Origin of the sequence: Brevundimonas sp. TWP1-3, from assembly GCF_049896085.1 — a bacterium.
In the GTDB taxonomy this organism is placed as follows: Bacteria; Pseudomonadota; Alphaproteobacteria; order Caulobacterales; family Caulobacteraceae; genus Brevundimonas.
Map to the genome: position 1 here is coordinate 149,016 of NZ_JAFCTP010000001.1, position 11,845 is coordinate 160,860.

General features: G+C 66.6%; 14 protein-coding genes. 9 read left to right on the forward strand and 5 right to left on the reverse strand.

Annotated features, from left to right (window positions below):
• Positions 1-5: 5 nt before the first annotated feature.
• Positions 6-1,877: an ABC transporter transmembrane domain-containing protein gene (locus ACP693_RS00830; RefSeq protein ID WP_426016140.1), complete on the reverse strand. Its 1,872-nt coding sequence runs from the start codon at positions 1,875-1,877 to the stop codon at positions 6-8.
• 134 nt (positions 1,878-2,011) lie between these two features.
• On the opposite strand from ACP693_RS00830, the gene rpmE reads away from it, so the two are divergent.
• Complete coding sequence (gene rpmE / locus ACP693_RS00835) at positions 2,012-2,236, forward strand: 50S ribosomal protein L31 (RefSeq protein ID WP_267516044.1); 225 nt, start codon at positions 2,012-2,014, stop codon at positions 2,234-2,236.
• 157 nt (positions 2,237-2,393) lie between these two features.
• On the forward strand, positions 2,394-3,956 hold the full coding sequence (locus tag ACP693_RS00840; RefSeq protein WP_426016138.1) for a L,D-transpeptidase family protein: 1,563 nt from the start codon (positions 2,394-2,396) through the stop codon (positions 3,954-3,956).
• A gap of 9 nt (positions 3,957-3,965) precedes the next feature.
• On the opposite strand, the gene ACP693_RS00845 is transcribed toward ACP693_RS00840, so the two are convergent.
• Together ACP693_RS00845 and ACP693_RS00850 are read right to left on the reverse strand one after the other, a co-directional pair.
• Positions 3,966-4,466: a DUF1465 family protein gene (locus ACP693_RS00845; protein WP_346496463.1), complete on the reverse strand. Its 501-nt coding sequence runs from the start codon at positions 4,464-4,466 to the stop codon at positions 3,966-3,968.
• Positions 4,467-4,575: 109 nt separating this feature from the next.
• Positions 4,576-4,779 (reverse strand): DUF1192 domain-containing protein, encoded by a 204-nt coding sequence (locus ACP693_RS00850; RefSeq protein WP_135195173.1) that lies wholly within the window; start codon positions 4,777-4,779, stop codon positions 4,576-4,578.
• A gap of 88 nt (positions 4,780-4,867) precedes the next feature.
• On the opposite strand from ACP693_RS00850, the gene ACP693_RS00855 reads away from it, so the two are divergent.
• A complete protein-coding gene (locus tag ACP693_RS00855) occupies positions 4,868-5,839 on the forward strand; it encodes an NAD(P)H-quinone oxidoreductase (protein ID WP_426016135.1) in 972 nt (323 codons plus the stop codon).
• A 3-nt stretch (positions 5,840-5,842) separates the two neighbouring features.
• Here the strand turns inward: ACP693_RS00855 and ACP693_RS00860 are convergent, their stop codons facing one another.
• The gene (locus tag ACP693_RS00860; protein ID WP_426016133.1) at positions 5,843-6,457 is read right to left on the reverse strand and encodes a beta/gamma crystallin-related protein; all 615 of its coding nucleotides are present in this window, start codon (positions 6,455-6,457) and stop codon (positions 5,843-5,845) included.
• A 220-nt stretch (positions 6,458-6,677) separates the two neighbouring features.
• Here ACP693_RS00860 and ACP693_RS00865 point away from each other — a divergent pair, with 220 nt between their 5' ends.
• Entirely contained in the window at positions 6,678-7,343 is a 666-nt protein-coding gene (locus tag ACP693_RS00865) for a DUF1013 domain-containing protein (RefSeq protein WP_426016131.1), read from the forward strand.
• A gap of 74 nt (positions 7,344-7,417) precedes the next feature.
• Here the strand turns inward: ACP693_RS00865 and ACP693_RS00870 are convergent, their stop codons facing one another.
• Positions 7,418-7,591: a YdcH family protein gene (locus ACP693_RS00870; RefSeq protein ID WP_159845273.1), complete on the reverse strand. Its 174-nt coding sequence runs from the start codon at positions 7,589-7,591 to the stop codon at positions 7,418-7,420.
• A gap of 115 nt (positions 7,592-7,706) precedes the next feature.
• Here ACP693_RS00870 and ACP693_RS00875 point away from each other — a divergent pair, with 115 nt between their 5' ends.
• The 5 genes from ACP693_RS00875 to ACP693_RS00895 all read left to right on the forward strand — a co-directional run bounded on the left by ACP693_RS00875 (position 7,707) and on the right by ACP693_RS00895 (position 11,791).
• Positions 7,707-8,306, forward strand: a complete 600-nt coding sequence (locus ACP693_RS00875) for a UbiX family flavin prenyltransferase (RefSeq protein ID WP_426016129.1) — start codon at positions 7,707-7,709, stop codon at positions 8,304-8,306.
• Positions 8,306-8,770: a TIGR02444 family protein gene (locus tag ACP693_RS00880; protein ID WP_426016128.1), complete on the forward strand. Its 465-nt coding sequence runs from the start codon at positions 8,306-8,308 to the stop codon at positions 8,768-8,770. Before ACP693_RS00875 ends, ACP693_RS00880 begins: the two co-directional genes overlap by 1 nt.
• Before the next feature lie 36 nt (positions 8,771-8,806).
• Complete coding sequence (locus ACP693_RS00885; protein ID WP_346496450.1) at positions 8,807-9,031, forward strand: YdcH family protein; 225 nt, start codon at positions 8,807-8,809, stop codon at positions 9,029-9,031.
• Positions 9,032-9,200: 169 nt separating this feature from the next.
• The gene (locus ACP693_RS00890) at positions 9,201-9,842 is read left to right on the forward strand and encodes a M23 family metallopeptidase (protein ID WP_426016126.1); all 642 of its coding nucleotides are present in this window, start codon (positions 9,201-9,203) and stop codon (positions 9,840-9,842) included.
• A gap of 62 nt (positions 9,843-9,904) precedes the next feature.
• Complete coding sequence (locus ACP693_RS00895) at positions 9,905-11,791, forward strand: CocE/NonD family hydrolase (protein WP_426016124.1); 1,887 nt, start codon at positions 9,905-9,907, stop codon at positions 11,789-11,791.
• Positions 11,792-11,845 lie beyond the last annotated feature (54 nt).

Consider the following 11,845-nt stretch of genomic DNA (forward strand, 5'->3'; position numbering starts at 1 on the left):
CAGGCTTAGCCCGCCCGAAACTGCAGTTCCGCCAGCCGGGCATAGAGGCCGCCCTTGGCCACCAGTTGGTCGTGCGTCCCCTCTTCCACCACGCGGCCGTCGTCCATGACGACGATGCGGTCGGCGCGGAGCACGGTGGCCAGGCGGTGGGCGATCACGATGGTGGTGCGTTCTTCCATAGCCTGGTCGAGGGCGACCTGGACCAGGCGCTCGCTTTCGGCGTCCAGGGCGCTGGTGGCCTCGTCCAGCAGCAGGATCGGCGCGTCGCGGACCAGGGCGCGGGCGATGGCCAGGCGTTGGCGTTGGCCGCCCGAAAGGCTCTTGCCGCGTTCGCCCAAGGGCGTGTCGAAGCCTTCAGGCAGGGCGTCGATGAAGCCCAGGGCCTGGGCCTTTTCGGCGACGGTGCGCGCCTCTTCCAGGGTGGCGGTCTCGCGGCCGAAGCGGATGTTCTCCAGGGCCGAGCCCGAGAACAGCGGCGTTTCCTGCGACACCCAGGCGAAACGCTCGCGCACATCGACGGGATCGGCCTGATGCACATCGACGCCGTCGACCGACACCATGCCGGTCTGCGGATCATAGAAGCGCAGCAGCAGGCGGAAGACGGTGGACTTGCCCGCACCCGACGGGCCGACCAGGGCCACGGTCTCGCCCGGACGCACGGTCAGGCTGAAGCCCTTCAGCGCGGGTAGATCCGGTCGGCCGGGGTAGGAGAAGCCGACGGCCGACATCGACACCTCGCCGCGCGGCGGCGACGGCAGGGCCGTGGCGTTGGCCGGAGGTGCGATATCGGGCACGGCGCGCATCAGCTCCTCGATCCGCTCCATGGCGCCGGCGGCCTTTTGCACGTCGCCCCAGCTTTCGCCCAGGGCGCCCACGGCCCCGGCCGCGAAGACCGACAGCAGCACGAACTGAAGCAGGGCGCCGGGCGACATGACGCCGGCGACCACGTCCTGAGCGCCCAGCCACAGCACCAGGGTCACGCCGCCGAACATGACGACGATGATCAGGGCGGTCATCCAGGCGCGCGCCCTCATCCGGGTGAGCGAGGCGGAGAAGGCGTCCTCGACCGCCGCGCCGAAGCGGGCGATGGCGCTCTTTTCGCGCCCGAAGGCCTGGACCGTCTCGATGGCGTCCACGCTCTCGCCGGCGAAGCCGACGGCGTTGGCGAACCGATCCTGGGATGTGACGGTCAGCTTCCTGACCTTGCGACCGAAGATGAAGATCGGTCCCAGCAGGAAGGGCACGATCAGCAGGACGAAGCCGGTCAGCTTGGGACTGACGAAGAACAGCAAGGCGACGCCGCCGATCAGGGTCAGGAAGTTGCGCAGCGCATAGGAAATGGACGTCGTCATCAACGTCTCGACCAGGGCGATGTCCGTGGTCAGGCGCGACAGCACCTCGCCCGTGCGCATATGGGCGTAGAAGGAGGGATCCAGCGTCAGGATGCGGCCGAACAGGCCCTTGCGTACATCGGCGATGACGCGCTCGCCCGTGCGGGTGACGAAATAGTAGCGGGCGGCCGTCGCCAGACCCAGGAACAGGGCGTTGGCGCCCAGCAGCAGGAACCAGATGTTCAGATTGGCGCCGCCGGCCTCGAACCCGTGGTCGATGGCCCCGCGCGCAAGGGCGGTCAGACCCAGGGAGGCGGCGGTGGACAGCAACAGCCAGAAGACCGCCATCAGGGCATGGCCCTTGTGCCGCATCGCAAAGGGAATCAGCCGCGCCAGCGGGCGGATGTCGCGGCGCTTGGCGCGCTTGGCGCCCGCCTCGGACATCTGATCGGCCAGCAGGGCCCCGGCGCTGGGCCGGCCCTCCATCGAGGCCACGCCTGAAGCGCGGTTTGCGGAAGGGGCGGTGGCGTTGGATTGGTCGGTCATTGCGCCCGCCTCTTGCCCCGGAACGCCCCCCGGTGTAAACGCCGCCCCTCATTCCCGCCGGATTTCTGGCGGGTTTCTCATTTCACGCGCACAGACGGTCGGCATCGTCATCGCGCAGAGACCGGACGACGACCATGAAAGCGGACACGCACCCCGACTATCACTTCATCAATGTTGTGATGACCGACGGCACTTCCTACCAGACCCGTTCGACCTACGGTAAGGAAGGCGACACGCTGAACCTGGACATCGATCCGTCCACCCACCCGGCCTGGACCGGCGGCAACGCCCACCTGCTGGACCGTGGCGGCCGCGTCTCGCGCTTCAACAACAAGTTCGCCGGCTTCATCAAGAAGTAAGGCCAAGGCTGCGGCATACTGCAGCAAACACATCACGAAGAGCGTCGGTCGCGAGACCGGCGCTTTTTGTTTGGCCGGAACACCGATAATGTGGCGGCGTTCGGGTACCAGGGGCGTTGGCCACGCTGGCCGAAACATTCGAAGAAGCGGACTGGATATGAATAGACGGCAACTGGGTCTGGGCGTCGCGACGGCGGCCATGGCCCTCGGCTCCACGGCGCGCGCGCAGCAGGTCTTCGTGCAGCGTGGCCCGGAGGCGACCGCCTTCTACAACAGCTTCAACGACCAGATTTCGCGTCTGCCCGCGACACAGCAGGCGGATGTGCGCGCCTTCTATGAGCTGAACGGCTGGCGGCCGGTGTGGAACGCAGATCGGATGCGCGCCCTGAACGCCGCCGCCGCCCGCGCCGATCGCCACGGCCTGTCGGGCGCCGACTATTTCGACTTCGTGGGACTGGCGGCCGATCCGGCCAGCGCCGATCTGCGCACCACCACGGCCGCCCTCGCCTATGCGCGCGTCCTGGCCGAGGGCAAGGTGCGGCCCGAGACGGTCGAAGACCTGTGGGAGATGCAGAAGAACCGCGTCGACCTGCCGCGCGGCCTTAGCGACGCCCTGAACCGCAATGTGCTGGCCAACTGGTACGACGGCCTGGCGCCCACCGACATCGGCTATCAGAACTTGTCGGCCGGCTATGTGCGCTATCGCCGGCTGGCGGCGCAGGGCGGCTGGCCCGCGTTCGCGCCGGGCGGCACAATCGAGCCGGGCAACAGCGATCGCCGCATCCCCGCCCTGATCGACCGGCTGACGGCCGAGGGCGACCTGTCGGCCGCCGACGGCGCACGGCTGAAGGCCCAGGGCCTGACCTACAACGCCGAACTGCAGCGTGCTGTGCAGGGTTTCCAGAATCGCCACGGCCTGGGCGCCGACGGCCGCATCGGCACGGGCACCCAGCGCTCGCTGGGCGCATCGGCCGAGGACCGCGCCCGCCAGATCGCCCTGAACCTGGAACGCCGTCGCTGGCTGAAGCGCGACGTCGCGCCCGAGCGGATCGAGGTCAACACCGCCGCCGCCATCATGGTCTATTGGAAGGACGGCAAGCCGGTCCACTCCAACCGCGTCGTGGTCGGCTCGGCCGAGAATCAGACGCCCAGCCTGGAGAAGCCCTTCGCCTCGGTCGTGGCCAATCCGCCCTGGTACGTGCCGGCGGGCATCGCGCGTCGCGAGATCCTGCCCAAGGGTCCGGGCTATCTGGCCGCCAACGACATGTATGTGAAGGACGGCACGGTCATCCAGCGCGCCGGCCCACGTTCGGCCCTGGGCTATGTGAAGTTCGAGCTGCGCGACAGCTACGCCATCTTCCTGCACGACACGCCGTCAAAGGCCGCCTTCAACCTGTCTACGCGCCAGCGCAGCCACGGCTGCGTGCGGGTGCAGAATGCGGTGGAGTTCGCGCGCCTGCTGCTGGCGCCCGACCCGACCAAGCTGGCCCAGTTCGACACGGCCCAGGACACGCGTGAGACGACGCGCGTCACCACCGGGCGCGAGATTTCGGTGCGACTGCTGTACTGGACCGCCTTCGTGGACGGTCAGGGTCGCGTGGCGTTCCGCGAGGATGTCTATGGCCGCGACGACAAGCTGGCTGAGGCTCTAGGCATCGGCGTCAACCTGCCCAAGCCGGTCGATGACGGCCGTACCGACGCCAACGATGTCGGGCCGTAACAGGGGCGGTCAGCCCCTGAAGGCGGCTTCCAGCAGACCCATCTGGCTGAGGACCGGGTTCTCGGGGGCCTGATCCTGATCGTCCATATACATGCGGCGATCCAGATACAGGGTGCGGTCGAACAGCTTTTCCGACCGCACCAGATATTCGATCAGGGCGATGGGCAGTTCGGCGTGGCTGGGCTCGGCCTCGATGCGGCGCTCGTTCAGGCGATAGCGCGGCTCGCAGGCCGTTTCCGGCGTCATGTCGTCCTCGCGCACGGCCCGTTGGACCAACAGCCACGAGGCGATCTGCATCAGCCGCGTCGTCAGCTTCATGCTCTCGGCCGCATAGGCCAGGGCGGCGGCGCGCGACAGCATCTTGGAATCGCGACGCCCCTCGCCGTCCAGATAGGCGGCGGTCTCCTCGACCAGTTCCATGCCTTCACGGAAGGTGCGGTCGAACAGCTCAGAGCGGGCGAAATCGCGCACGGTGCGGCTGCGGTCAGCGAAGGACGGAGCGGAGGTCATTTGAGCTTTGATCATTAGGGAAATGCGAGTCCGTCCTGCAATCGGCGCCTGGCGGAACCGTTCGCAGGATAGATGCAACGCTCATGCCATGCAGACGTGCCATTCGCGATCAGGAACCGAAGTTGAAAAGGGCGTCGGCGGCGTTTTTCTTGGAGCGTTTCGCCTCGATGGCGTTGCCCGACCTTTTGATCTCGTCCTCCAGAGCGGCGATCCGCTCCTGCAAATCCTCGATGGAATAGACATCCAGGTCTTCGCGCGACAGGGCGCGAAGGGGTTCGCCGCGTTGCGGGCGGGGTTCAATATCTTCGAACATCGTCGTCGCCTTTCCGCGCTGTCATGGCCAAGGCGGCCCAGGACCCTTATCTCAACGCCCGGATACGGACGAATGCAAGGGAAGTGCGATGCGCGTGATCGAGATCGAAGGCGGTTCAGGCCCGGCCGAGGCGCTGAAGATCGCCGAACGCCCCGATCCCGTTGCGGATCCAGGACAGGTGCTGATCCGGGTGCGAGCGGCGGGCGTCAACCGGCCCGACCTGCTGCAACGAAATGGCGGATACCCCCCTCCCCCAGGCGCATCCGACATCCTGGGCCTTGAGATCGCAGGCGAGATCGCGGGCGTCGGCGAGGGCGTGACCCGCTGGCATGTCGGCGACCGGGTCTGCGCCCTGCTGGGCGGCGGCGGCTATGCCGAACAGGCGGTGGTGGATGCGCGGCATGTCTTGCCGATCCCCGAGGGTCTCGATTTCGTCCAGGCGGCCGTGCTGCCCGAGACCGTCTTCACCGTTTTCGCCAATGTGTTCGAGGGCGGCGGGCTGAAGGCCGGCGAGACCTTGCTGATCCACGGCGCGACCAGCGGCATCGGCGTGACGGCGATTCAGATGGCGAAGGCTGCGGGCGCAAAGGTGATCGCCACGTCGCGCGGGGCGGACAAGGCCAAGGCGGCGAAGTCGCTTGGCGCCGATATCAGCCTGGACGCCTCGGCCGACGATCTGGAAGCGCAGATCAAGGCGGCGGGCGGGGCCGATGTGGTTCTGGACATGGTGGGGCGCGATTACGCCGCCCTGAACCTTAACAGCCTGAACGCCGGCGGGCGGTGGGTCGTCATCGCGTCCCTGACCGGCGCCAAGGTCGAAATGGATTTGCAGCGGATCATGCTGAAGCGATTGACGCTGACGGGATCGACGCTACGTAGCCGTCCCGCCGACGAAAAGGCCCGACTAACCGCCGCCGTCGAGGCGACGGTCTGGCCTTGGGTGGTGTCAGGCGCGGTCAGGCCGCCGGTTCAGGCGGTCTTTCCAATCGAAAAGGCTGCCGATGCGCACGCCGAACTGGAAGCCGGCGGGCACATCGGCAAGATGGTCTTGACCGTCTGAGGCCTAGTAGCGCCCGCCGCCGCGCACGGGGCGCATGGACGAGATACTGTCGTTGAAGCCGCCGCTCAGATTGCGGACGTCGCCTTCTACGACGCGGCAACGGCCCCTGAACTCGGCGTCGGTGCAGACTTCCCAACGGCCCTGGACGCGAACCGAACTGATCCGGTCGTTGAAGGGCGTTCGACCGAGATTGCGATCCTCGCTGGTGAACTCGCGCGAGGCGCCGCGGAAGTTGGAGTTTTCATAGACGGTGATGGACGAACGGCCCCAACCGCCGCCGTTTCCGCCGCCCCAACCCGGACCGCCGTTGCCGGGGCCGCCATTGCCAGGACCGCCGGGACGACCGGGCTGGGCGCCCTCGTAATCGCCACGGAAGCGACCGCAGACCAGCAGGCCGTTGTCGTTGTTGATCTCTTCGTTGCCGCAGCGCGCCAGCTCGATCGAGGTGCCGCGCATCTGGCCGCGCGTGTCTCGGCAGTCGGCGTAGAGCCGACCCCGGTTCACATAGGCTTCGGTGCAGCTCTGAGCGTAGCTGCCTCTCGGTGCGACGCGCTGCTGTTGCGGCTCGACCGGGGACGACATGGCGGCCGCAAGGGCCGCAGCGAATAGCAGTGACATGATGGTTCTCCTCTCCCAAGGCTGTAAGTCTTCACTAAGGCGAAGGTTGCGTCAGGACGGATGAACCGTTGCTGTATAGGATTGTCGGGCGGCGTTTTCTTTTCAGGCGAATAGGCCTATATCGAAACACTACGCGCCCGGTCGAAAGGCCGGGCGCCGTCGTATCCAACGCCAGCCGAAGCCTCATTCGGCGGCTTAACAACACCGGGACGAACGCCCCATGAGCGACATTCTGATGCCCAAGGCCACTGCGGTCTGGCTGGTCGACAACACCTCCCTCAGCTTCGAGCAGATCGCCGACTTCTGCGGCCTGCACCCGCTGGAAGTCCGCGGCATCGCCGACGGCGACGTGGCGCGCGACATCCGCGGCGTCGATCCCGTCACGGGCGGCCAGCTGACGCGCGAAGAGCTGGACAAGGCCCAGAGCGACGAGAACTACCGGATGAAGGCCATCGTCAGCCGTCACGCCGAACTGATGAAGTCGGCCAAGCCGGCCCCGAAATATACGCCGGTCTCGCGTCGTCAGGATCGCCCGGACGCGATCGCCTGGTTCGTGCGCAATCACCCGGAAGTGACCGACGCCCAGATCGCCAAGATGCTGGGCACGACCAAGTCCACCATCGAAAGCGTGCGCAACCGCACCCACTGGAACAGCGCCAACATCAAGCCGGTTGATCCGGTGACCCTGGGCCTGGTCGGCCAGCTGGCCCTGGACGAGATCGTCAAGAAAGCCGCCGACAAGAAGACCAAGGACGACCTCAAGAAGGGCGGCGGCACCATCCAGCCCGTCGAACAGGTCGAGGCCGAACCCGAATTCGTGCCGGAAGCCCGTCAGCGTCCGACGGCAGAGCCGACCGCAGCCTCGGTGTTCGGCACCAAGGACTGATCTTCGCTTCACGAAACGAAAACGGCCCCGGAGAGCGATCTCCGGGGCCGTCGTCGTTTTCAGGACGTCGGTCGCTAATGCGCCCGCGCCTCCAGACTGGTGATTTCTTCCTTCAGCCGAAGCTTCTTCTGCTTCAGCGCCCTGACCTGCAACGGATCCGTGGACGGACGGGTAAGTTCCTTCTGGATGGTCTCATCCAGACTACGGTGACGATTACCCAGTTCGCGAATACGAGCCTCGATGGTCATGGCTTGCGCCTCCTCAGGTTAGGGACCAGTAGAGTGAGCGCCCGGTTTGGCGAGCTGTGTAATCACTTTCCAGTGACAGCCCGTCTCGCCGGACCCACGGAGGCTGACCCCAAAAATGGTCGATGATGTGAACGGAGCCATACGGAACCCGCCCGCCCGGGTCGTGGTCGGAATTTCAGGGGCGTCCGGAGCGATCTACGGCGCGCGCATGCTGGACGCGCTGAATGATCTGGGGGTCGAGAGCCATCTGGTGGTGACCAAGGCGGCCTTGCTGACATTGTCACAGGAAACCGATCTGTCGCCCGACGACCTGATGTCCAAGGCGTCCGTCGTTCACAAACTGGCCGATGTGGGCGCGACCATCGCCTCCGGCTCATTCCGCACACTGGGCATGATCGTGGCGCCCTGCTCGGTCAAGACGATGAGCGAAATCGCCACCGGCGTGACCTCGACCCTGCTGACGCGCGCGGCGGACGTGACGCTGAAGGAGCGGCGACCGCTGGTGCTGATGGTGCGCGAGACGCCGTTCCACCTGGGCCACCTGCGCACCATGACGGCCCTGACGGAGATGGGCGCGATCATCGCCCCGCCCCTGCCCGCCTTCTACGCCAAGCCCGCGTCGATTCTGGAGATGGTGGATCAGTCGGTCGGACGGACACTGGATCTGTTCGGCCTGGACTGGGGCGCGGTGCGTCGCTGGGAAGGCCTGAAATAATGCGGCTGTGGGACTGGGCGGTCGCCGCCTATGCCGCGCCAGGGGTCGGCGAGGCATGCTTGGCGTTGCAGGACAGCCATGAGCAGAACGTGCCTGTGCTGCTCTGGTCTGGCTGGGTCGCCGCAACCGGCCGCAAGCCGGATGCGGAGACCATCGAGGCCGCCTGCGACACAGCCCGCGCCTGGGATAGCGTCGTCGTCGCGCCGCTGCGCTCGATCCGTCGCACCTTAAAGGCTCCCGTTCCCGACATCGACGACGGCCCGCGCGAGGCGGTGCGCAACCGCATCAAGGCGCTGGAGCTTCAGGCGGAAAGACATTTGCTGGAGGCGTTGGAGGCCTTGGCGCCCGCGCCAGCCGGCCCGCCGCGTCCTGCCATCGACGCTCTCGTCGTGACGGCGCGTGTGTGGGCCAACATCACACCGCGACCGGCGCTGATCCGGCTCGCAGACGCCCTTCCGACCTGAGGCCGGCGTGGCTATAAGCGGCTTGGGGACGACACGATGAACGACGACACGCCTGAAACCACCGCAGAGATGGCCGAGCTTCACGCACGGGTGAAGCTGCTGCGTCAGGAACACTCCGACCTGGCCGCCTCCATCGACGCGTTGAGCCTGGCCGTCACTCCCGACCAACTGATGCTGGCCCGGCTGAAGCGCAAGAAGCTGGCGCTGAAGGACGAGATCGTGAAGATCGAAGACGAGATCCTGCCCGACATCATCGCCTGATCGGACGACGGCGAGCGGCCGGTTCCTCCGTGCGACCATCCGCCGCCCCGCCTCAGCCCCAAAGTCGCCCCAGCCCGAGGGCATAAGCCGGCGCTTCCACGGAACGCCGTGCGTCGTCGGACGCCGCGGGCCTTCATTCCAGAGCGTAAAACGCTGGAGACGCCGCCGAATGCGACGCCTGCTTACCAACGCGCCATTGGCGCGGTGCAAGACCCTCTTGATACACTCCGGTCAGACGGCCGCCTTCGCCGTTGTGGCCGTCTTCGCCGCCGCTGCCGCGCCCAATGCCGCCCGTGAAGCCGCAACGCCGCCGCCCGCCCAGATCGCCATTCCCGTCGCCCCGCCGGTCAAGGCCGAGGTCGAGAAAGCCGGTCCGATCACACGCCAGATCGCTTTCACCGCCCCCGTGCGCGGCTATGCGATCAACTCCCCCTTCGGCCTGCGCAAACTGGCCATCGAGGCCAAGGCCCGTGCGCACAAGGGCGTCGATATCGCCGCCCCGAAAGGCACCACCGTCTTCACCGCCTCCGAGGGTGAAGTGGTCCGCACGGGCTATGACCCCGAGGGCTACGGCAACTTCATCGAGGTGCGCCACCCCAACGGCATGAGCACCCTGTATGGCCATCTCAGCCGCATAGACGTGGCGAACGGCGACGCCGTGACGATGGGCCAGCGCATCGGCCTGGTCGGCTCCACCGGCTATTCCACCGGGCCGCACCTGCATTTCGAAGTCCGCCGCAACGGCGCCCAGGTCAATCCGACCAAGGTCGTCGATCGCCATTTCGAAGTGACTGTGAAGCCCAAGGCCTGATGATGTTGCGGGGATCGTCCCAACCGTCCTAGTCTCCCCCCCAGGTTCTGGGAGGGATGGAAATGCACAAGATCGTCGCCGCTGTCGTCGCGGGTTTGCTGGCCGCCACGCCTGTCGCCGTATCAGCCCAGGATTATGGCCGCTACAGCGACGCCGCCGCGCAAACCGAGCTGTCGCGCCTCGCCGATGTGCAGATGGCGGTCATGGCGCCGATGCGCGACGGCGTGGGCCTGGCCACCAATGTCTATCGCCCCAAGAACGCATCGGGCCCCTTGCCGACCGTCTTCGTGCGCACGCCCTACAACGAGCTGGCCTACAACGCGCGCACCACGCGCTCGGCCTTGAGCTGGGTCAGCAAGGGCTACGCCTTCGTCGTCCAGAACGAGCGGGGGCGTTATTTCTCGGGCGGCGATTACCAGATTTTGGGCTACCCCCAGACCGACGGCTATGACGCCCTGACCTGGATCGCGGCCCAACCTTGGTCGAACGGCAAGGTCGGCACGCTGGGATGCTCGTCCTCAGCGGAATGGCAACTGGCGCTGGCGGCGCAGAACCATCCGGCCCACGCCGCCATGGTGCCCCAGGCCTCGGGCGCCGGCATCGGCAAGGTCGGTCGGTTCCAGGAACAGGGCAACTGGTACACCGGCGGCGTTCCCCGCAACCTGTTCTTCGTCTGGCTGTACGGCGTCGACAATCCGCAGCGGGCGCAGATCCCCGGCGACATGGACCAGGAAACGCGCGCCAGGCTGGTCCGCTACAACGACCTGGACGCCAAGAAGCCGGACGTGAACTGGCCCCGCCAGATCCGCCACCTGCCCGTCAATGAAATGTTGAAAGACCTCGGAGAGCCGGCCGGCACGTTTGAGGAACTGATCGCCCGCACACCGGCCGACCCAGCCTGGCGTCAAGGCGGCCTCTATCACGACGACATGGGCTGGGGCGTGCCGTCGCTGTGGTTCAACAGCTGGTACGACGTGTCGATCGGCCCGAACATGGAACTGTTCAACCATGCCCGTTCGACGACGCAGGATCGCGAGGCGGCCGAGAACCAATATGTGGTCGTGGGCCCGAACAACCACTGCGCCTTCGGTGGCCTGGGTCCGAACTACAAGTCGGGCGAGCGGCCATTGGGCGACGCCAGCTTTGACAGCGACGCCCTAGTCCACGCCTGGTTCGACCGCTGGCTGAAGGGCGAACGCCGCGCCTTCCCCGAGAGCACGCCCCACGTCCAATACTTCAACATGGGCGAAAACGAATGGCGCACCGCCGCGCAATGGCCGCCCGCCGGGGTCAAGACCGTGCGGATGTATCTGCGCTCGGGCGGAGCGGCCAACAGCCTCAACGGTGACGGCATGCTCAGCCTGGAGGCGCCGCCGGCAGGCGAACAGGCCGACCGCTATCGCTATGATCCGATGAACCCGGTCCAGACCATCGGCGGCGGCGACTGCTGCAACGGCGGCCTGGTCACCGCCGGAGCGTTCGACCAGCGCCAGATCGAGGCGCGAAACGACGTGCTGGTTTACACCTCCGAAGCCCTGACAAAACCAATGCAGGTCACGGGCTTCATCGACACGGTGCTGAAAGTGTCGTCCTCGGCGGCTGATACCGATTTCGCGGTCAAGCTGGTGGACGTGGCGCCGGACGGCACGGCCTATATCCTCGGCGACACCATCATGCGGGCCCGGTATCGGGATGGATACGACCGCCCCATGCCGCTGACGCCCGGCCAGGTGGCGACGGTCCAACCGACGCCGATGACGATCAGCAACACCTTCCAGCCGGGGCACCGCATCCGGGTCGAGGTCACCAGTTCGAACTTCCCCAAATTCGTTCGCAACCTGAACACGGGCGGGCCGAACGAGGCTGAGCGCCAAGGCGTCGTCGCCGACAACGCCATTCACCATGCTGGAGAGGACGCCTCCTACATCGAGCTGCCCGTATTGGATTGACGGCCGCGACGCCAAATCCACTGGCGTCGCACAACCTGCGCTTCTAGGCTGAGC